General features: G+C 40.1%; 17 protein-coding genes and 1 riboswitch. Of the genes, 4 read left to right on the top strand and 13 right to left on the bottom strand.

Annotated features, from left to right (window positions below; translation table 11 throughout):
• Positions 1–179: 179 nt before the first annotated feature.
• The 3 genes from D1B33_RS16960 to D1B33_RS16950 all read right to left on the bottom strand — a co-directional run bounded on the left by D1B33_RS16960 (position 180) and on the right by D1B33_RS16950 (position 2,966).
• Positions 180–521 carry a hypothetical protein gene (locus D1B33_RS16960; protein ID WP_118877601.1) on the bottom strand — a complete coding sequence of 114 codons (342 nt, stop codon included), beginning with the start codon at positions 519–521 and terminating at the stop codon, positions 180–182.
• Between the two features lie 133 nt (positions 522–654).
• A complete protein-coding gene (nadE, locus tag D1B33_RS16955) occupies positions 655–1,482 on the bottom strand; it encodes an ammonia-dependent NAD(+) synthetase (protein ID WP_118877600.1) in 828 nt (275 codons plus the stop codon).
• A gap of 14 nt (positions 1,483–1,496) precedes the next feature.
• Positions 1,497–2,966 carry a nicotinate phosphoribosyltransferase gene (locus D1B33_RS16950; RefSeq protein WP_118877599.1) on the bottom strand — a complete coding sequence of 490 codons (1,470 nt, stop codon included), beginning with the start codon at positions 2,964–2,966 and terminating at the stop codon, positions 1,497–1,499.
• Between the two features lie 266 nt (positions 2,967–3,232).
• On the opposite strand from D1B33_RS16950, the gene D1B33_RS16945 reads away from it, so the two are divergent.
• The 3 genes from D1B33_RS16945 to D1B33_RS16935 all read left to right on the top strand — a co-directional run bounded on the left by D1B33_RS16945 (position 3,233) and on the right by D1B33_RS16935 (position 5,787).
• On the top strand, positions 3,233–3,967 hold the full coding sequence (locus D1B33_RS16945) for an ABC transporter ATP-binding protein (RefSeq protein WP_118877598.1): 735 nt from the start codon (positions 3,233–3,235) through the stop codon (positions 3,965–3,967).
• Positions 3,964–4,728: an ABC transporter permease gene (locus D1B33_RS16940; protein ID WP_118877597.1), complete on the top strand. Its 765-nt coding sequence runs from the start codon at positions 3,964–3,966 to the stop codon at positions 4,726–4,728. Before D1B33_RS16945 ends, D1B33_RS16940 begins: the two co-directional genes overlap by 4 nt.
• Before the next feature lie 81 nt (positions 4,729–4,809).
• Entirely contained in the window at positions 4,810–5,787 is a 978-nt protein-coding gene (locus D1B33_RS16935; protein ID WP_118877596.1) for a proline dehydrogenase family protein, read from the top strand.
• 132 nt (positions 5,788–5,919) lie between these two features.
• Here D1B33_RS16935 and D1B33_RS16930 read toward each other — a convergent pair whose 3' ends face one another.
• From D1B33_RS16930 to D1B33_RS16885, 10 genes are all read right to left on the bottom strand, one after another.
• Complete coding sequence (locus D1B33_RS16930) at positions 5,920–7,368, bottom strand: hypothetical protein (RefSeq protein ID WP_147370428.1); 1,449 nt, start codon at positions 7,366–7,368, stop codon at positions 5,920–5,922.
• 166 nt (positions 7,369–7,534) lie between these two features.
• A complete protein-coding gene (locus D1B33_RS16925; protein WP_118877594.1) occupies positions 7,535–8,707 on the bottom strand; it encodes an endonuclease in 1,173 nt (390 codons plus the stop codon).
• A gap of 352 nt (positions 8,708–9,059) precedes the next feature.
• Positions 9,060–9,668: a response regulator transcription factor gene (locus tag D1B33_RS16920; RefSeq protein ID WP_118877593.1), complete on the bottom strand. Its 609-nt coding sequence runs from the start codon at positions 9,666–9,668 to the stop codon at positions 9,060–9,062.
• Position 9,669: 1 nt separating this feature from the next.
• Entirely contained in the window at positions 9,670–10,797 is a 1,128-nt protein-coding gene (locus D1B33_RS16915; protein ID WP_199677445.1) for a sensor histidine kinase, read from the bottom strand.
• 246 nt (positions 10,798–11,043) lie between these two features.
• Complete coding sequence (desA, locus tag D1B33_RS16910; RefSeq protein WP_199677444.1) at positions 11,044–12,072, bottom strand: Delta(5) desaturase DesA; 1,029 nt, start codon at positions 12,070–12,072, stop codon at positions 11,044–11,046.
• A 333-nt stretch (positions 12,073–12,405) separates the two neighbouring features.
• A complete protein-coding gene (gene metH / locus D1B33_RS16905) occupies positions 12,406–15,837 on the bottom strand; it encodes a methionine synthase (protein ID WP_118877591.1) in 3,432 nt (1,143 codons plus the stop codon).
• The gene (locus tag D1B33_RS16900; protein WP_118877590.1) at positions 15,830–17,677 is read right to left on the bottom strand and encodes a bifunctional homocysteine S-methyltransferase/methylenetetrahydrofolate reductase; all 1,848 of its coding nucleotides are present in this window, start codon (positions 17,675–17,677) and stop codon (positions 15,830–15,832) included. Before D1B33_RS16900 ends, metH begins: the two co-directional genes overlap by 8 nt.
• Before the next feature lie 157 nt (positions 17,678–17,834).
• A riboswitch (SAM riboswitch) is annotated at positions 17,835–17,934 on the bottom strand.
• A 142-nt stretch (positions 17,935–18,076) separates the two neighbouring features.
• Positions 18,077–19,465, bottom strand: a complete 1,389-nt coding sequence (hemG, locus tag D1B33_RS16895) for a protoporphyrinogen oxidase (RefSeq protein WP_118877589.1) — start codon at positions 19,463–19,465, stop codon at positions 18,077–18,079.
• A gap of 261 nt (positions 19,466–19,726) precedes the next feature.
• The gene (locus D1B33_RS16890) at positions 19,727–20,599 is read right to left on the bottom strand and encodes a tetratricopeptide repeat protein (protein WP_118877588.1); all 873 of its coding nucleotides are present in this window, start codon (positions 20,597–20,599) and stop codon (positions 19,727–19,729) included.
• 39 nt (positions 20,600–20,638) lie between these two features.
• Entirely contained in the window at positions 20,639–21,526 is an 888-nt protein-coding gene (locus D1B33_RS16885) for a LysR family transcriptional regulator (RefSeq protein WP_118877587.1), read from the bottom strand.
• A 194-nt stretch (positions 21,527–21,720) separates the two neighbouring features.
• On the opposite strand from D1B33_RS16885, the gene D1B33_RS16880 reads away from it, so the two are divergent.
• Positions 21,721–22,497 (top strand): alpha/beta hydrolase, encoded by a 777-nt coding sequence (locus D1B33_RS16880; RefSeq protein WP_118877586.1) that lies wholly within the window; start codon positions 21,721–21,723, stop codon positions 22,495–22,497.
• The last annotated feature ends 83 nt before the right edge of the window (positions 22,498–22,580 follow it).

The following is a 22,580-nucleotide window of genomic DNA, read 5'->3' as shown; positions in this document are numbered from 1 at the left end:
AACAGCCTCCCGATAACTCCGACAAAAGCAGAATTTACAAGCTTTTTCATTAAGCATAAACGAAAAACAACCATGAATCCAACTAAAGCAATTAAAATTCACCTAATTTTTTACAAGAGAATTCCATCCATTGTACATAATAAAAAGATGCCCTGAAAAATTTCGAGGCATCTTTTTACTTATATGGACGTTTCGTAAGCGCGAATGCTGTTCAGCATTTTTTGGGCATTCATGATTTTCTCGGAACGCTTTAAAAGGTTATTCTGCATGGCAGCCATCGTGTTTGCATCATGCTGGGTGCTTTCCATTACTAAGTTTTCTGCATTTCTTTTTAAAACTGCACTTCTTCTTCTTTCAGCTTTCTCTCTTCGTTTGCGTCTCTTTTGGCCATTCTGTTGTCCTGCAAATCCATGCTCCAATTCTTCTTGCATTAGAGAGGTGGACATCTCATTCGCTTGCCAATACTGTTTGGCATTTCGGAATATACTGCTTGTCGTTGATTCTACGCGACTTGTTATCATTCGCACTTACCTCCTTATATGTTGATCAAGTTAATCGCAAATTTTAAATATTAAGTTTTTTTGAGGTGAAAGAGTAGTGTAGATAAGCATTTTCCACCTACCTACACTTTTAGGGGATAAACTCGTTAATTCTTTATTTCCAGAAATCATCGAAAATTGTAATTGGCAAATGACGCTTATGTTGGGATCTAATATAGTGCCCTTCAATTACTTTTTTAACAGATTCCGGGACTTCTTTTCCTTCCAGGTAATCATCAATCGCCTCGTACGCCACACCAAGTGCCGTTTCATCCGGCAATGCCGGCTTATTTTCTTCCAAATCGGCCGTTGGTACTTTTAAGTACAAGTGTTCCGGGCAATTCAAGTAAGCCAGCATTTGTTTTCCTTGGCGTTTATTTAAGCGGAAAAGTGGAGATAAATCGGCTCCGCCATCCCCATATTTTGTATAAAAGCCTGTAACCGCTTCCGCTGCATGATCGGTTCCTACGACCACTCCGTTATTCATGGCAGCAATGGAATATTGTACTTTCATACGTTCCCGCGCTTTTTCATTGCCTTTTGCAAAATCACTCAGTTCAATGCCAGCCTTTTCCAGCGACTTTACACTTGCATCCACTGCATTTTTTATATTGACTGTATATATCTTTGTTGGCTGGATGAAATCAAGTGCATCTTGGCAATCTTGCTCATCGAATTGAGTGCCATATGGCAAACGAACTGAGATGTTCGCATATTTTTGTTCCCCGGCTTCTTCATTTAATTCATCGACTGCAATTTGCATCAGCTTTCCAGCCAAAGTTGAGTCTTGTCCGCCACTGATTCCAATTACAAAACTTCTTAAAAAAGAATGTTTTTTTGCATACTCCTTTAAAAAATCCACGGATTTACGCACTTCTTCTTCTGGATTGATTTCAGGCATCGCTTTTAACTCTTCAATAATCTGTTTTTGCAAATCCTGCATGAAGGAACCCCCCTTTAACCATTTTCAAGATTATGAACCATATTGCGGACTTCTTGAATATTTTTCATCTTGTTATCCCAGCATTTTTGGCTAAGGTCAACTGGATATTCTTCCGGATTTAAGGAGCGTTTATACTCATCCCACAATAACTCTAAATTGCTAAACGCATATTGCTTCATTTCTTGTACGGATGGGCTCTCATATACCAATTGCCCTTTATCGACAACTTGCACATGCAATTCATTCGCATCAAAGTTGGTTACAAATTTCGAGATGAATGTATGAACGGGGTGGAACATTTTAATTCGCTCTTCCTCTTGCGGATTTTCATCCGCCATGGCGATATAATCACCCTCCGCTTTTCCATTTTCCCTATTTATGATTCGGTAAACCTTTTTTAAGCCAGGAGTTGAAACTTTTTCTGCATTTGCCGTAATTTTGATCGTATCCTCCATCTCGCCGGCTTCATTTTCAATTGACACCAATTTATAAACAGCACCTAAAGCAGGCTGGTCATAAGCGGTAATTAGTTTTGTGCCAATTCCCCAAGAATCCACCCTTGCTCCCTGGGCTTTCAAGTTGAGGATCGTGTATTCATCCAAGTCATTGGAGACAATAATTTTCGCATCATGGAACCCTGCTTCATCTAGCATCTTTCTGGCTTCCTTGGATAAAAACGAAATATCGCCGCTGTCCAGGCGAATGCCGATAAAATTGATTTGATCGCCCAATTCTTTTGCTACTCGAATCGCGTTTGGCACGCCGGATTTTAAAGTATTATACGTATCCACCAGGAAAACGCAGTCTTTATGACGCTTCGCATAAGAATGGAAGGCCTCGTATTCATCTTTATAAGCTTGGACCATTGCGTGCGCATGTGTACCGGAAACCGGAATATTAAACAATTTACCTGCACGTACATTCGATGTAGAATCGAAGCCGCCAATGATTGCGGCTCTCGCTCCCCAAACCGCCGCATCCATTTCCTGCGCTCGGCGCGAACCAAACTCCGCTGCGCCTTCATCTTTAATAATTTGTTTGATACGGCTTGCTTTTGTTGCAATTAACGTTTGGTAATTGACAATATTAAGTAGCGCCGTCTCAATTAACTGGGCTTCTACAAGAGGAGCTTCAATTCTCATCAGCGGTTCATTGGCAAAAACAAGTTCTCCTTCTTTAACCGAATAAACAGACCCTGTAAACTTCAGGTTCTTCAAGTATTCTATGAAATCTTCTTTGTACCCCAGTTCTTGCGATAAATAAGCAATGTCGCTTTCCGAAAAACGGAAGTTCTTTAAATATTCCAGTACCCGTTCCAGTCCAGCGAATACTGCATAGCCGTTCCCGAAAGGAAGCTTTCTAAAATACAATTCAAATACAGCTTTTCGGTTATGGATGTGATCAGCCCAATAACTTTCCGCCATATTAATTTGATATAAATCCGTGTGTAAAGTTAAGCTGTCGTCAGCATAATTTGATTTCATATAATGCCCCTTCTTCCAGTTTCATCATTTGTTCTAGTATACACTATTTAATATTCAACTTGATATCGATTTCTCCCTGCTTCCTGTGTCAGCGGCATATTTACTCACACGCTTTAGGAAGTTTGCAATAAGAGATTTCTGCTACTTAAAGGAAACTTTCAGGCTAAACTATATCGTGTTTATTCTCAATTCGTGTGATTTGGTTTAATTTGAAACTATTTCCTTTATAATAATATGAAGAAATGCAGCATTCTAGGAGAAAAACAATGACACAAACAAACCAAACCGCCATCTATTTTGAAAATGTGTGCTATGAAATAGATGGAATTTCAATTCTAAATAACATTACCGGCTCCTTTTATAAAGGAAAAATTACTACTTTGGTTGGACCATCCGGAGCGGGAAAATCCACCTTATTAAAAATGTGCAACAATCTCCATTCTCCAACAAGTGGGGAAATTTTGATCGGTTCACTGCCAATCGAGTCGATTGAACCAAGTACGCTTAGAAAAAAAGTTGGAATCGCACTGCAAAACGCCCCCATTATGAAAGGAACTGTTTTTGAAAATATTGCACTTCCCTATACGCTCCAGCAGAAAAAACTTTCCGAAAAAGAAGCAATCTCGTGTTTGGAAAATGTCGGGCTCAATCCCGATTTTTTATATAGATCGGCAGAAGACTTATCGGGGGGCCAAAAACAGAAAGTTTCCATTGCCCGTTCCCTATTGAATCAGCCTGAAATTCTCTTATTGGATGAAATTACTTCAGCTCTTGATCCAACTTCTGCAAAGGAAATCGAGGAGCTTATTTTAAAAATTAACCAGCAACATGAGGTGACGATTATTTGGATTACCCATAATATTGAACAAGCCAAAAGAGTTGGCGATTACACATGGGTGCTGATCAATGGACAGTTAGCGGAAAGCGGGAATAGTACCATCCTTACTGAATCAAAAAATCAAAGAATCCAACAGTTTACTAAAGGAGTAAAAGAACAATGACGTATACTTCTTTAATGCTCACTCTAATTTTTGTATTCATTCCACTTATCCTTTCCAAGACATTAAAATTGGGGCTTGAAAAGGATACGCTTATTGCTACCGTCCGTTCCATTATTCAGCTGCTTGCGGTGGGCTACGTTTTAACTTTTGTTTTCGAGTCCCAAAGTTTCCTTTATATCTTCCTCATGGTTGCTTTAATGATTGTTGCCGCTACATTAAATGCCCGAAAAAAAGGAAAAGCAATCAAAGGAATCACTTGGAAAATTGCACTAACCCTTATTGTGGTGGAGCTGGTGACACAAGGCATTCTTTTGGGTTTTGGAATTATACCTGCCACCGCGCAGTATATTATTCCGATCAGCGGGATGCTCATCGGGAACTCCATGGTCCTTTCAATTTTATTTTTAAACCGCTTTGACTCGGAAATTGAAGCCAGCCGCGAACAAATTGAGCTTATTCTGTCACTTGGCGGCACACCGAAACAAGCTGTTCATAACCAACTCATCCAGGCAATACGAGCCAGCATGATCCCTACAATTGAAAGCCAAAAAACGATTGGACTCGTGCAATTGCCCGGAATGATGAGCGGCCAAATCATTGGAGGGGCAGACCCGATTGTAGCCGTGCAATTTCAACTGCTTATTATTTTCGCGTTACTCACTACTGCTGCTTTATCCAGTAGTTTAGTCGGATTTTTAAGTTATCCTGCTTTATTTAATGAGCGTATGCAAATGATTAAACAAAACTGGAATAAAAGATAGCCACTTTTTGGAGCATCCTGAATTTTTTTATAATTTTTGCTATGTTATAATTATTGAAAAAATAGAAATGGGGTTCCAATTATGCCAGTATTACGCGATGTTTTTATTAATTTGTCACAAAATCAATTTTTAAATAGCGCTGCTCAAAAATATGGTTTGAAATTGGGTGCTCAAAGCGTGGTTGCAGGTACCAATATACCGGAAGTCATTGCTAGTATGAAAGATTTAAACGCACAAGGGATTTCTTGTACGGTCGATTATCTAGGGGAATTTGTTTATGAAAAATTCGAAGCGACTAAAGCAAAAGAACAAATTATCGCCGTAATTGAAGCTATTCGCGAAAATGGCTTGGATGCCCATATTTCCGTGAAACCTTCTCAGCTAGGACTGGATATTGATTTTGACTTTTGCTACGAGAATTTAGTGGAAGTTGTCGAAAAAGCAGCCCAGTATAATATGCACGTGAACCTGGATATGGAAAACTATGAGCGCCTTCAACCTTCATTTGACATATTTGATAAATTATCAGCTGTTTACGATAATGTGGGAACCGTCATTCAAGCCTATTTCTTTAATTCTCAAGAATATATCGAGAAATATAAAAACTGCCGATTGCGCATTGCTAAGGGTGCTTATAAAGAAGCGGCAGATGTTGCCTATCAAGATAAACATGACATTGACCTGAATTTCATCGAGTTAATTGAATATCATTTATTGCATGGTAAATTTACCTCCATCGCAACGCACGATCATCATATTATCAATCATGTAAAGCGATTTGTAAAAGACCATAAGATTCCAAACGATAAATTCGAATTCCAGATGCTTTACGGTCTTCGAAAAGATATGCAGGTGGAATTAGCGAAAGAAGGCTACAACTTCTGTACGTATGTCCCATTCGGCGAAGATTGGTATGGTTATTTCATGAGACGATTAGCGGAACGTCCGCAGAATATAAATCTTGTGACAAAACAAGTATTTACAAAGAAAACCAACACAGTCATCGGGGTAGCGGCGGCCGCATTCCTGCTGGGCCGTTTAACCAAGAGAGGACGATAATGAACACAAGGTTTCAAGCGCATGTGCTTTGGATGCTGAAACTAGAATGTATAATCAATAAAAAATGAAGCAGCCAAATATTTCGGCTGCTTTTTTGATGATTTTCTTCTTTTCCTCGGCTTCTCTGCTTTTCTATTTTTCCTCAGCTTCCCATTTTTTTATTTTCCCGATTTCTTTTCTCCATTTGATGAATCCCTGCACGCCCAGTACAATTGATACAACTAATCCGCTCAATGTCACGAACAGTGCAATATATTCAAATACGGAATAGGATAGGAATTTTTCCAAATCAATATTTCCTTTTAAATCCTCAATAACCTGGTTCATTCCGTAGATTCCCCCTACAACCGTGTAGAGCGTAAGGATTAAAAGAAGCAAATTATTTTTTCTCGATGAAAAACTTTCTTGATATTTATAGAGGCTGTTCAATGCTTGCCGGGCATCATTATATAGGGTCTCCACCTTGAATTTGTTTCGTAAGCGCCAAAAGATTTCATGGCCCTGCGACTGGGTGGTAATTTCTATAAATAAGTAGTTGGCTGTAAACGTATTGATGAAATGAATCAGTTTTTCCACTCTTTCTTCATCCCGAACGATATTCACTTCAGAATACAGAATATCTATTTTCAGCAGAACAATCCTGTGGAATAAATTAAGAAGCAAGCCATAGTAATACTTTCCATACATTTGGCTTGCAAGCCGTGATAACATCATGCCGCTTTGGTTAGTAAGACAAGTAAGATTTTGTTTTTCTATTGTGTAATAAGTATTTGGCGCCCACTTTTCATAGCCATTTTCCTTTACGAATTGATGAATGTAGGCCGAATTGCTTGAACTAATATATGGGTTTCCTTTCCCGTCCAGTCCATCCAAGTTTCCTGCCCGATAGACATCCACTATTTCAATGCTTTCATTCGAGTCCAAGCAGAACAGGGATTGGACAAACATTCGTTTATTGTCAAAGATTGAATAGGAACGGGGACCATCCGACTCTCTTTTATCAATGAAACTGTCAACCTCGGGGAGCAAAAAATTAAAAATGAAATTCTCTACCTTACCGAAACGCAGCGTATCATGCTCAATGGTTGTCTCAACATCTTCGGACAGCCCTGGCTCCAATACTCTAAAACGTGTCCCGAATTCAATGGCGGTAGAAAAATCTATATTTGAAAAATCCGTGATTTCTGCACGTATGGTTAAGAACGCTAATTCATAGGGACAAATCACAACATCAGCAGAAAGCAAGGTAAACGGTATCGTCTTTTTATTTGCTATCAAGCTGCAAGAGAGATTGAAACTCCTCGAGTATCGTTGAAAACCAGCATCGTTTTCAGTCGGCGGAAAAAGGATTTTATTTATAAAAGGGAAAAAAGAATGTTCAATATCGGCGTGATGAATACTGAACTTACCATAATAGCCATGTTGCATTTCCGGATTATCCAGCTGAAATCGTTCAAAATTGTCATTTTTCAAAGCGGAAATGAAAGAAGGGGCTGACCCGCTTTTAATAGAGAAGGGCAAAATGAATTGAAAAGCAGAATAGTTCATTTTCTTCTCACTTATTTCGATGGAAGTTTCCATAATGGTTGATCCTTTCAGAGAATTCTTTACATGCATACAGATATATACCCTTTTCGGAAACCTGTAAGCTCTCCAATTATAACTTACAAAGGGCCCTTTTATATAGAAAGGAAAAAGGAGGAAAAAAGGCACTTTCCTTTTTAAGAAAAGTGCCCAAAACTTCTAGCTACTCCCAGATTGCTGATGCCCACTCAGGGTGATCGATGAATGGATTGCGATTGTATTGATAGTCATTGTAAATAATTTCGTTCCTAGTTCTTTCAAAAGCATCAACCGGATCCTGTTTATGCCATTGAAGTAGCACAGATAGTTTTCCATGGTAAGGATTTGAACCGTTGTTAACTTGATTATTTAATTCTAAATCCGGTTCACCGCTATCCCCTTCATAACGTACGGCCATATAAAATAACATACGGGCAACGTCACCCTTTACGCTATCTCTCGGTTCCCAGGAATCTGAGTCATAATAGTTTCCGCCTGCTTCTGAATGTTCAGTACCTCCATTATCAAAATCAAGGTTACTTCTTGAACTATTGACGCTAACGTCTGTTGGACGCAGATGATGCAGGTCTGTGCCCGCACCCATAGTTGTTCCAAAGTCTCCGTGTGATTTTGCCCAAACATGTTCCCGATTCCAATCATCAGCATATGAACCATTGGTGTATTTTCCTTGTGAACGTCCTGTATAAAGGAGAATCACATTGTTGGAGTTATTGGGATCTTCGTCCGTCACTCGAAGGGCATCCCAGACATTTGAATAGGATAGTTCTCTATGGTCATCAATGATATTATGCAAAGCTGTTTTTAACGCTTCACCTGTTTTCCCATAGGCAGGATCATAATAGCCATTACTTGATGGAATAGGATCTGGAGTTGGTTCAGGACTTGTAGTCCCACCATCTTGCAATTCAAAAGCTGTACCACTCTTTAATCCAGGATGAGAGAAATAGGCTGTTAGTGTCCCGGTTATTTTCATATTTTCCCCCATTAAGGAAGGATTAGAGCTTAAACCATAAGAGGAGCGAAATGAAGAAGGTATCTGTACATATATCATATCTGCTGTATCAGTCTCTGTCGGGCTATCCGCTAATGCTAATGCATAATCATTTGGGAAATTGCTAGTAACGACTGTACTTGTTGAGGTAGGTTGCCCCACAACATAACCTTGAACTGTTTTTATTGAGTTATTTTGGTTGTTGATGGCTTGAGATACAGAGTATGGCATAGACCACGAACCGTCTCCAGTCGCTGCATTAGTTAAAGAAGATAGAAGTGGCTGAAGTAAAATGGAAGCAATAAGTACTAAAGAAAACAACAGCCTTTTTCGGATTTTTAGCATGATTCTCCTCCTGAATTTAATTTTTTTAGGTTAAATCAGCAAAGGCTGTCCAACCTATTAAGATAATCTCATATTATTACTAATATTCAGTAAAATTTTGTTAAAAAAACTGTAAATTTTATCCGAAATTAAAATTTTGGAGGAGCTTTAAGTGGGCAAATTATATATTTGGACTAGCTGTTTTAGAGTACGCCACTAGAAATCTATAAATAAAAAGAATCCACTTTGATTAAATTTAATCAAAATGGATTCTTAAAGTTTTGGTTTTATAACTTTTTATGGAATAACTGAAATAGAGTTTAATTTCATAGCGAAATAGCCTTTTAATGCTCCCTCTGCTATGAAGCAACGCTTATTTATTCCAGCCTTTTTCCTTGAATCTTGAAATGGCTTCAATTCGGTTGCCGACACCTAGCTTATCAAGGATTGTGGAGATATAGTTTCGCACGGTGCCAGCAGATAGAAAAAGCTCTGCTGCAATTTCCTTTGTTGTTTTTCCTTCCGCAACCAATTCCAATACCTGGCTTTCTCTTTCAGTTAAAGGATTGGCACTATCATCTTCATATACGAAATCAACGAGTTCCGGTGCAAAAATGCGGCGTCCATCCATGATGACGCGAATCGAATGGACCAATTCCTCGATTGGACTATCTTTTAACAAATACCCGCGCACTCCCGCTTTTCTGGCTCTCTCAAAATAACCCGGCCGTGCGAAAGTCGTTAAAATGATGATTTTGCAATCTGCAATGTTTTGCAATGCTTCTGCTGCATCCAGTCCTGTCATAATCGGCATTTCAATATCCATAATGCAAATATCCGGCTGCTGTTCTTTTACTAATTGGAGTGCTTCTTCACCGTTTTTCGCCAGCCCCACCACTTCCATATCCTCTTCCATACTGAGCAGTGATTTCATCGCACCAAGCAACATTCCTTGATCTTCCGCAATTACAATTCGAATCATATCACTCATTCCCTTTCTGATGTGTAATAGCCAGCGGCACAATGATCATAAGTTTCGTACCCTTTTCACTTTCAATTTGAACAGAGCCATTTATAAAATCCAGGCGTTCCCTCATGCCTTTCAATCCATTCCCATAAGCTTCCGAACCTGCGTTAAATCCTTTTCCATTATCATAAACCGTTAATAACATTTCATTATCTCTTTTATCGATGGTAATTTCGCAGATTTTGGCCTGGCTATGCTTTACTACGTTATTAATGGCTTCTTTTAGACACATGCTTATTACGCTCTCGACCAGAATCGGAATATGTAGTTGTTTACTGTGCATTTTGATTTCATATTGGATTTCGGCAGCTTTTAAAATTTGTTTGACCCGTTCCAATTCTTCATTCAGCTTGACGGCACGCATATCCGATACCAGTTCTCGTACTTCTTTCAACGCTATGCTTGCAGTATGGCGAATATCCCTGATTTCCTGTATGGCAGCTTCTGGATTTCTCGAGACCAGACGACTTGCCAAATCACTTTTCAGACCAATCATCGAAAGTTTTTGTCCCAACGTATCATGCAAGTCCCGCGCAATTCGTTGACGTTCTTCATGGATAATCAGCTCCGCAATTCGTTCATTTGCCGTTTCCAACTGGCCTTCCAGCTTTTCCCGTTTGTTTCGGTTGTATAAAGAAAAGGGCAACAGCACGACACCGACCACCGTGATGATAATAAATGGGGTTTGCGATAAAAATAAGTCCAGGTCGATAAAATAGCCGGCTACAATCGACATGATGGTAAAACCGATATGTAATCCATACATAATAAAGAACCCAACTGGATTTTTAATATTCCCAATAAAAAAAGCAGTAAATAATGATAAGTATACATATCCATACAGAAGGGTCATCGCAATATGCAGGACCATCTCGAAACTGATCCACATGTAAACAAGGCCACTTTTAGAATAAAACGAAAAATAATGCGATAAAAAGTAAAGCATGATTAACACGAGACCTAGAACAATCTCAAAAAATGAAAACGATCGGATAATAAAGTAGAATGGCATGATACAAAAAATCACCCAAACATAAATACTGATCCATGGATTTTTCGGTAAAATTGTATACCAGCTTTGCATGACATTCCTCGCAGTTTTAATTTTAGTTATATTTTTTGATGTATTAATTTTTTGAACAGTGTCCAGCTGCAAACGCCAGCCCCTCGACAACTTCGAAAACCCCCGCGAGGACAAAGAGCGTCCTCTTGTGGTTTCCTCCAGTTGTTGTCGGGGCTAACGGGCGTTCTCCGCTTTTCTAACTTAGTATAACAAAATCACGGCATTACCCTAAAGGCAACACCGTGAAATAGCGTAATGTCCAGCCTTTTACGCTTGAACAGACTTATTATTTTTTAATCGTATCTTTTTTTCGACTTCTTTAAAGGATACAAATTTTTTGTTTTTTGGATCATACAATTTATATCGAATGGATTCGACACTTGTTTTTAATGTGATGGTTGTAGCCTTTTGAAGAGGCGGAATCGATTCATGCGCCGCTTCCAGGTTATAGTTTGGAACACGCGGCGATAAATGGTGAACATGGTGGAAACCAATATTCCCTGTAATCCATTGCAATATTTTTGGCAGTTTGTAATAGGAACTGCCTTCTACAGCTGCTTTTACATAATCCCAATCTGTTTCAAATTCAAAATACGAATCTTCGTACGTATGCTGGATATAGAATAGCCAAATTCCCAGCGCACCTGCTATAAATAACGTTAAGCCATGCACCAATAAGAAAGTTTGCCATCCCGTTGCCCATATTAACGCAGCACAAATAATGAGCAATACTGCATTTGTGAAATACGTGTTGAATCGTTCTTTTTTCTTAGCATCTTTGCGATTTACCCGATTTAGCACTAATACCATAAATAGTGGCCCCAAGCCGAACATGACCAATGGATTGCGATATAGGCGATAACCAAGACGGCCAAGCTTCGATTTTTGCAAGTACTCATCCACCGTCAACATATCGATGTCGCCAATCCCTCGCTTATCAAGGTTGGAACTAGTCGCATGGTGAATGGTGTGTTCTCTTTTCCATTTTTCATATGGGAATGAAGTTAAGATTCCCGTAATATTTCCGACAATGTTATTTGCTTTTTTACTTTTAAAGAATGAGCCGTGTGTACAATCGTGGAAAATGATGAAAGTACGAACGACGAACCCTGAAGCAAGAATACTACAGGCTACCGTGAACCAAGGAGAAAATTGCAGTAAATAATAACCAGCACCCCATATTGCAAGAAGTGGAAGTATCGTATTGATTATTTGAAGAATACTTGTTTTTGTTTGAGATTTTGCAAATGGAACGACTTCTTTACGTAACTGTTTCGTTTTTTCAGCATCAGTCATAGCCAAGTAAATTCCTTCTTTCTTTCTAGACTTTCTACTCTCATTTTAAAAAAAAGGAGACGTTGCTTATAGAAGTAAACGTCATGATTATTTCATTACAAATGTCATATGACGAGGTACTAATTGTTTGTATTAATTTGCTTAAGGTTGGTCTCTGACATTGTTTTCGTGAATCCATTTATCTTTACCCACTAAATAGCTTGTTGCATACATCTTTTGCCGTTCTTGATTCAACATGCCTCAAATTAGTTCTCCGTTACTAAATTTCCCGCAAAAAAAGCTATTTCAAAGGTTTTAGTCTTTGAAATAGCTTTTGAAAGTATACATTATAAATTACACATTAAAATAACGAGCATCCGGATGGGCGAAGACAATTGCCGATACACTTGCTTCCGGCTCCATCATGTAGCCTTCCGTTAGATTCACGCCAATTCTTTCCGGTTTTAATAGTTTGAACAATTTTTCCTGATCTTCAAGATTCGGACATGCCGGGTAACCAAAGGAGAAACGCTGCCCTTGATATTTCGCAGCAAATCGCTCACGCATTGTAAAATCAGTTGCATCCGGGAAGCCCCAAACATCACGAATTTCCTGATGAAGTCTTTCTGCAAATCCTTCCGCAAGCTCCAATGCTGTTGCTAAAAGAGCATGGCTTTCAAGGAATTTACCGTCTGTTTTTAGCTGTTCCGCCACTCCTTTTACTCCATGGCCGGCCGTTACAACCATCAATGCCACGTAATCCATCTCGCCGCTTTCCACTGTTTTCAGGAAGTCCGATAAGCAAAGGAACGGTGCTTCTTTTTGGCGAGGGAAATGGAATCGTTCAATCTCGGTTTTGCTATCCTCCGGGCTGTAAATGACCACATCATCCCCATGCGCTTGTGCAGGGAAGAATTGATACATACCGGAAGGGTTTAATAAATCCGATGTTAAGTATTCATTAACCAATTCATGCAGCTGTGTCGCTCTTTCATCTTTTTCAGCCAAAAGCTTTTCAACATTGCCTTTCAAGCCTAAGTGATGGCCAATTAACGTTCGCATATTCACATATGGATGCAAGTGGGCTACTGAATAATTTCGCTTAATATGCTCTGCCAAATCTTTTGGTTGATACACTGGAGCGTCTTTGACTGTTCTTGCAGGTTTTTCTGCTACAATTTTTTGGGGTCTTGCTGCACGTTTTTCATCTGCCAATAATCTCTTTTCCTGCGATTCGCGAAGCTCTTGGATCAGCACTTCACGTTCTTCCGGCTTCATCAAACGATTGGCTTGATCAAGTCCCTGCATGGCATCTTTTGAATAAATAACAGGCCCATCATATTGTGCGGCAATTTTTGTTTCCGTAAAGCGTTTCGATAATGCTGCGCCGCCTACCAAAATCGGGATATCGATTCCTGCTTCCTTGAAGTCCTGTGCCGTAATCACCATTTGCTGCGCAGATTTTACAAGAAGACCGGAAAGCCCTACAAAATCAGGCTGCTCCTTGCGAATCGCTTGAATCAACTCAGCAGGAGTTACTTTAATGCCTAAATCCACCACTTTAAAACCATTATTGCTTAAAATGATATCCACGAGATTTTTCCCAATATCATGAACGTCGCCTTTAACCGTTGCCAAGACAACTTTCCCTTTGCCCGAACTGTCTTCATTTTTTTCCATATACTGTTCAAGGTGGGCAACTGCCGCTTTCATCACGCCGGCACTTTGCAAAACTTCTGCCACGATCAGTTGGTTATCGTTAAATAGACGGCCTACTTCAGACATGCCGGCCATAAGCGGTCCATTAATAATATCCAAAGGCGAGTCAAAAAGCTTTCTAGCCTCTTCCAGATCCGGAATCAGCCCTTCTTTTGTTCCCTCTATAATATAGTAAGAAAGTCTTTCTTCAACCGTATCAGGGATATTCGCGACCGATTTTTCTTTCTTTTTATCACGGTAGAAGTCAGTAAATACAGCCAGCGTTTCATCATTGGTATTGAAGATTAAATCGTTTGCCAACTTAATTTCCTCTTCCGGAATAGAAGCATAGCGCTCCAGTTTCTCGGTATTTACAATCGCATAATCAAGCCCTGCCTGTGTACAATGATATAAATACACGGCATTTAATACTTCACGCCCTACTGGAGGCAATCCGAACGAAACGTTACTTACCCCTAATACTGTCAATACCTCCGGATATTTTTCCTTTATAAGACGAATTCCTTCGATTGTTTCTTCAGCAGCACCGATGTACTGTTCATCGCCTGTTCCAACAGGGAATACAAGCGGGTCAAAAATAATATCTTCCGGTGGGAGTCCCCATTTTTCCGTTAATAATTGATAAGAACGTTCAGCTACTTCCAGTTTTCTTTGGCGATCCACAGCCATTCCTTTTTCATCGATTGTACCCACTACAACGGATGCTCCAAATTTTTTGACAATCGGCATCACGGCATCGAAGCGCTCTTCTCCATCTTCGAGGTTGATGGAATTAATGATTGCTTTTCCTTGCGAGAATTTAAGTGCTTCTTCGATTACTTTTTCATCCGTCGAGTCAATTACAAGCGGAACTTTTACTTTTTTAACTACTTCCTTCATGAAGTTTGTCATATCTTCCAATTCATCGCGATCTGGATTCGCCAGACAAATATCGATGACATGAGCTCCATTTTTCACCTGGGCACGGGCGATTTCAGCTGCTTCTTCAAATTTCCCGTCGATAATAAGTTGTTTAAATTTGCGGGAACCGATAACATTCGTACGTTCACCAATAAATAAGGGACGCATCGAATCGTCGTATTGCAATGGCTCAATCCCCGATACGACATGACCATGCGTTTTTTCCGGAAGCGGTCTAGGTTCATAACCATCGACTGCATCCCGAATGGCCTGAATATGTGCCGGCGTTGTTCCGCAACATCCTCCCACAATGTTCAACCAACCTTTCTCGGCAAAACCTCGCAGTTTTATGGAGAGAGATTCCGGTGTTTCGTGGTAATGGCCTTCTTCATCCGGCAAACCTGCATTTGGATAGCAGCTGATAAAGCTTGTGGATAGTTCGGACAAAGATCGAATATGATCGGTCATAAACTCTGGGCCAGTTGCGCAGTTTAACCCAATTGACAACGGCTGGATATGCTCAATTGAAATATAGAACGCATCGATTGTTTGGCCTGCCAACGTTGTACCCATTGGCTCGATTGTTGCGGATAACATAATCGGGAGCTCTTTACCCGTTTCTTTAAAGGCGCGGTTTACACCAAGGGAGGCCGCTTTTACATTGAGCATATCTTGGCTTGTTTCAAGCAAAAGCAAATCCGCTCCCGCTTCAACCAATGCTTTTGCTTGTATGTAGAAGTTATCCGAAAGCTCGTCAAATGTAATTCCACCTGTTACAGATAAGGTCTTTGTTGTCGGGCCGATCGCTCCTGCCACAAAACGCGGCCACTCTTCGGTCGAATAGTCGCGCGCTGCTTCCAAAGCTAATTCCACTGCACGTTTATTGATTGCTTCCGTCTTGTCGCCAAGTCCGTATTCATTCAAAACTAAAGGCGTTCCACCAAATGTATTTGTACAAATAATATCCGCACCGGCTTCCAAATAAGCTCGGTGAATTTTCGATAGTACATCAGGACGGGTTAATACGAGGTTTTCATTGCATCCTTCCAACTCTTCGCCGCCAAAATCCTCGGCTGTTAAGTTTTCCTGCTGAAGCATCGTCCCCATTGCACCATCGATAACTAATATCCTTTTTTGCAATTGTTCTTCTATCGGATGGTTATACATTTGCTTTGACTCCTTTATTTTGCACATCAAGTTGTTTGATATATTGCATTAGTTGTATTGTTAAATCGTATCGCAAGAACGGTGTGATCAAATAAATGCCATTGAAGTATTTTGCTGCTGTGTCCAGCAATTCTTTTGCGATGGCAACTCCTTCAGCGCTCTCTTTTTGTTTGTCCCCTTCACAAGCCTGCATTCTTTCCAACGCTTCATCGGAAAGCTTGATTCCCGGTACTTCATGATGGAGGAATTCTGCACTGCGGAAGCTTGTCAATGGCATGATGCCAATATAAATCGGCGTCTCCAGATGCTTTGTAGCTTCATGAATTTCTTCTATTTTTTCTTTTGTATAAACCGGCTGCGAAATAAAATAATCCGCTCCGTGTTCAATTTTCTTCTCAAGGCGCGCCACCGCTCGATCCAGTACGCGAACATTCGGATTAAAAGCAGCTGCTACCGAGAAGTTTGCTTTCTTGCGCAGAGGCTTTCCGGAGAAAGAGATTCCTTCATTCAATTGTTTAATAAGCGAAATGAGTTCCAATGATGACACGTCGTAAACACTTGTTGCACCAGGGAAATCGCCCACTTTTGTCGGATCGCCCGTGACAGTCAAAATATCATGCAATCCCAATGCATTCAACCCCATGATGTGGGATTGCAATCCAATCAAGTTGCGATCGCGGCATGTAATATGCGGCATAACACGGATCCCGTGCTGAAGTTTTAAAATCGATCCCATCGCGACATTGCTGATTCGCGGCGAAGCCAACGAATTATCGGCCATCATAATGATGTCCGCGCCTTCGTTGTAAAGCGTTTTTGCACCCTCGACAAAGGACTCAATTTCCAGATGTCTCGGTGTATCCAGCTCTACAATGACTGAACGTTCGCGTTTTACTTTCTCATGAAGCGGTTCAATTTCTCTTGGGTCAGGCTCTTGAATTAAAATTTCTTTCGGCTGTTTTGCTTCTTTTATTTCAATTGGATTTAATTGGCCCAATAACTTTTTGGCTGCCTCAATATGTTTTGGTGTTGTACCGCAACACCCGCCAATAAGCCTCACACCTTGATTTCGCAGTTGAACGGCTGCTCTTGCAAAATAATCTACTTCCGATTCGTAAATCACGCGGCCTTCTTCGATATCCAGCAAAGAAGCATTTGGATAAGCCGATAAAAACGCTTTTTCAGGCAACTCGACTCCCTCGAATGCTTGGATTGTATGATAAGGGCCCAATCGACAGTTAACTCCCACAATATCTGCACCTATCGCTTGAAGCTGCTGCAATGCATCATTTAATTTCATTCCATTTTGCAGCACTCCCGGGTCATGCATCGACACTTGGGCGATGATTGGCAGGTTTGTTTCTGCACGGAGCATTTTAACGGTCTCTGTTAACTCCTCAAAATCAAAGTAGGTTTCCAGCAACAGCCCATCTACTCCACCTTCAATTAAAACAACGGCCTGCTCTTTTATTGCATGGAGGATTTCCTCTAACGTTGCATCGCTTTTACGAACGCCTCGAGTGCCGCCGATTGAACCCAGAATAAATTGATCACCGTTGCCGACCGCTTTTTTGGCAATGGAAACGGCCGCTTCATTGATTTCTTTTACTTTCGCTTCTAATCCATAACGAGCAAGCTTGATTGCATTTGCGCCATATGTATTCGTTTGAATGACATCGGCTCCCGCTGAAATATATTCTATATGTATTTTTTCGATTAGTTCGGGCCTTACGATATTCATTTCTTCATGGCAATATTCCAGACCATAAGCATATAATAACGTACCCATTGCGCCATCTGCTGTTAACACCTTCGACTGTAATGCTTCTAGTAATCCCATTTTCTACTCTCCTTGATTTTCTTAATTGCCAATTGAATAGTTTTAAAAATTCTGTATCTTATATTTATAAAATTAGTAGATTCTCTTTCAAGTCAATAAAATAAAAAGCCTTTCTTTTTCAAGAAGGCTTAATTAATCAATAAAGATTATGATATCCTTCTTATCTTTCCGGCATTTGCCAGCTGGATTTAGCACCTTACATTCTGTTGGTTGCTGAAGCTTCATCGGGCCAGTCCCTCTGCTTCTCTTGATAAGATTGCTATTTACTTTTTAATATGTAAACTAAATCATAGCCCTAAAAAATACCCACGTCAATATGTTTTCTGTTTTTTACAAAAATAACGGAGAAACTTGAGCCTTTTCAGGATTTTTGCCCATGAAAAAGGCTAAGTTTCTTTTTTATTCAATCTCTAAACTTTTCAGCATATCTTCAGCCGTTTTTCGGCCATTTTCGATGCATGCGCCGATGCCGACCCCAAAATAAGAACAACCTGCAATATATAAATTTGGATATTTTTCATCCAATGCCCCGACAACATTTTTCAGCGCTTCATTATGGGCCAAATCGTACTTCGGCATTGCATCAATCCATTTGTCGATATTGACAACTACAGGCTGTTCTTCAATACCCAGACTTTGCTTCACATCTTCCAACGCAACCCTTGTTAACTCTTCGTCGGACATTGCCGCCAATTTCTCATATCTCGGATTGTTGTTTTTATAGAATAGCCTAACAAGCAGATTCCCATGTGCAGATGTGTGCTTCCATTTCCGGCTTGTCCAAGTGGAGGCATTGCAAACCAAATTGCTATTATGCGATACGATAAAACCCGTTCCATCAGCAGGCAAAATGGAATCCGGAACATCGAAACCTACATACATGGTAATCGCCGAAGCATTATTAAATTTACTGAATTGCTCTTCCAGCTCTTCGTCGTTCAATATACTTCGCACCACATTGTTGGGTACTGCCAAAACAACTGCATCCGCCTTTACGGTTTCTCCATTTGACAACGCAACATCATATACAGCACCATTCTTGTTGATGCTTGTTGTTTCCACGTTTTTAAAAAACTCCACTTCCGGAAGGAGCTCTTCAAGACGGTTAATTAATGAAGAAAGGCCATTTTTAAAGGAAATGAATTTTTTATTGGCTGCCCTTTCGAATTGCTCTCGGTTCGCTTCAAACCCTTTCATGATGCTGCCATACTCGTTTTTGTAGTCAACCAGATAAGGTAAAGTGGAAGCAAGCGACAACTGATATAAATCTCCCGAATATACGCCTTGCAAAACAGGAGCGATTTGCTTTTCAACAATCTCTTTTCCCAAAAAGTATTCCAAAAAAACGCCAATGGAACTTTCCTTTGTAAAAGAAGGATTAGGAATAGCAGCATCTTTTAGAACACGTCGCTTCGCTTCTTCCGAAATCAAGGTGCTTGCATGCAACGATTCTTCGCTCATTGGAATTCCAAAAGTAGATCCTGGCGGAATGGCGTGCAGTTCATTATTCGTATAAATATAAGAAATCCCCGTTTCGTTATAGACAAGTTCCGATTCAAAATCCAGTTCCTTTACGAGGTCCAGTACAGCCGGGTGGCGTGCAACCATCGAATCCGCGCCTGTTTCCATGATAAAATCTCCTTCATGGACAGTATGCATCTTCCCGCCCAAATGAGGATTTTTTTCTATTAATATGTAACGAATCGATTGCTCCCGTGCTTGGCGTTTTAAATAATGCAAAGTACATAACCCTGTAATTCCGCCACCTACAACGACTACCGTTTTCATGAAAGACACTCCTAACCGTTCAAAATAAATCCATCTCTAGTATAAACGTTTATTCACCAAAGTACCTGCAACGACTATTACAAAATTAGTACATATCCAGAATAAAAGCGGAGAACGCCCGTCAGCCCGACAACCGCTGGAGACTCCGACAAGAAGGCGCTTTTTGCCTTCGTCGGAGGAGTCGAAACGGTCGAGGGGCTGGCGTTCGCAGCTGGACATCAGAAAAGCGGAGGAAGCCATATATCGCTCCACCCTCTCCCGCTAATCAAATTGCTGCAAATCTCGGTGTGCGGCATTACGCCATTTTACCGACTCTTTCTGGTTTTTGGGAACATCGATTCCTTGTTCATAAATGCTGGCGATATTTAATTTTGCCTGATAATCCCCCAGTAGTGCCGCACGTTTATAATAGTAAAGCGCTTTTTTGCCATTTCGGGGAACACCCAAGCCGTTTTCATATAAAAAGCCCAGATTATAAAGGGAATCAATATGGTGGGATTCGGCCGCTTGTTCAAACCATTCCAATGCTAAAGGTATATTCTTTTCTTGTTCCAGGAGACCGTCCAGATACACCGAACCGATTCGATATTGCGCCTCTTCATAGCCGCCTTGTGCTGATTGCATATAATAGCCAAAAGCCTTTTCTTCGTCCGACTCTGTCCCAATTCCTTGCTCATACATAATTCCTAATGTGAACATTGCTTCAACGACATCTTTTGAAGCCGCTATTTTGAACCAATAGAGCGCCTCTTTTTCATCCATGGCCACTCCCTGTCCATTTAAGTACATATCCGCTAGGTTGTTTGCAGCATCTGCATTGCCTTTTTCTGCTGCGTTCTTATAATAATGAAAGGCCATTTGCTCATTTTCTTCTACACCCAGGCCTTCAAAAAAACGATTTCCCAACTCATACATAGCCTGTGCACTTTCCAAAAGGGCTGCCTCTTTCAACCATTCGGCGGAATCTTGATACTTTTCGATGATCCGATAAATCTCCGCGACTTCCAGCATGGCAGCAACATCGCCTTTTACAGCGAGATGGTAAGATGCCAAGGCTTCTGTTATTTCCTCTGCATTTAAAAAATGGTTATGTTCATATAATGTTTTCTTAAACAATTCACGGTCATAAAACATATTTTTCCACCTTTTATTGAATTATTGGAACAACTTCTACTATTTTCGATCTTTAAAATACTCGACAAGGTAATCTATAAATTGGACCGCGGCAGGAGCCAAGTAACGTTCTTTCGCCCAGGAAACGCCAATTTTTCGTACACAGGTGGGTTCACTTACCCGAATTTTTTGAACATTGTACTCATTCAATCCTTTTATGCTTGGGATAAGCGAAACCCCTAATCCTGCACCCACAAATCCTGCCACCGTATGCATTTCTTCCCCGGCAAAAGTAACATTTGTTGTAATGCCTGCTTCCTTAAAGAACTTGTCCACAATTTGACGCAATGCATTTCCTCTTTTTATAGAAATAAAGGGTTCATCTTTAATTTCTTCGAGCTTTATGCTTTCCCGATTGGCAAAGCGATGGTTTTTCGGGACGATCACAAACAACTCCTCACTCCAAAGCTCGATCCATCCCACTTCAATGGTTTTTGATTCGATTCGCTGCGACAAACACATATCAATTTGGCCTTCTTCAAGCCATTGTAAAAGGTTGTAGGAGGATGCTTGCGTTAATGTGAAATTCATATTGGGATACTTTTCAGGTGTATGCGCCATTAATTCGGGTACAACCTGCATCCCAAGGCTATGGATAAAGCCCAAGGAGACTTCGCCGCATCCTGGCATTACCAAATTGCTGATTTCTGTTTTGGCTTTTTTGTACTCTTTCAAAATCGACTCAACACTTTTTAAAAAGAGACTCCCATATCGATTTATACTAATGGATCGTCCTTGCCGATCAAACAAAGGAACGCCAATTTCATTTTCTAAATTGGATATCGATTTACTCAATGCAGGCTGTGAAATATTCAACTTTTCTGCTGCATGTGTCATATGTTGCATTTCTGCGACGGTTTTAAAATATTCGAGCTGCTGGATCTCCATATCGGTACCTCTCTTGTATTGATAACTTTTTGGAATGATATTGATAAAAACAATAAATTGTACTTATGTAAAGGTTAACACTATAATAAGGCTAATTATTAAATTTGCATATCAAATTATTTTTTAAAAAACAATACTTTATTTGAAAAATTCTCGTGATTGTCACAATTATAGACCAAAGGAGTTTATTAAAAATGAAAATCATTCCACCAAAACCATTTATGATTGAGAAAGGTAAACGCGCCGTTCTTTTACTTCATGGTTTTACTGGAAACACGAACGACGTGAAACGTCTAGGCAGATACTTGGCAGAACGAAATTATACTGTTCATGCACCATTATACAAAGGTCATGGCGGCGATCCAATCACACTGATCAAAACAAGTCCCATTGAATGGTGGAACAGTGTATTGGAAGGCTATGATGAGCTTAAGCACAGAGGTTATGAAGAAATCGCCGTTGCCGGTGTTTCACTGGGAGGCATCTTCTCTTTAAAATTGGGAGAAGAACGTCCAACAAAAGCAATTGTAGCGATGTCTGCTCCAGCTTTAGCAAAAAGTACCGACAGCCTGCAAGAACGTATCATCGATTACACAATAAAGTACAAAAAGTTATCTGGCACATTTGATGAAATTGCCGATCAACCACAGGAACTTGCGAAAAGGTTCCGCATGCCATCTTTGGAATACCTGCAAGGCATGATTAATGAAACAAGCAAAAAATTAGAAACAATCAAGACGCCGGTTCACATTTTACGTGGGCTACGTGATGATGATTATTACTGCGAAAGCGCAGATCTAATATATAATTCCGTAAATTCTCGCATTAAGTCTGTTAAAAGCTTTATCAATTCGGGTCATATTTTAACACTGGACCAAGAAAAAGAGCTTGTATTCGAGGAAGTATACCGCTTCTTTGAAGGACTTAAATGGTCTGAAGAAAAAAGCAACAAAATTTCTCAAATATTATGATATAAACTTTGAGAAAACTGGTTATATTATTATTGTATCCCCTAGCAAATTTTTGTGGTATCCCAAAACCACAAATTTCCCCA

The organism is Ureibacillus yapensis (assembly GCF_003515775.1).
Classification (GTDB): Bacteria; Bacillota; Bacilli; order Bacillales_A; family Planococcaceae; genus Ureibacillus; species Ureibacillus yapensis.
This window is presented reverse-complemented; position numbering and strand designations above follow the sequence as displayed.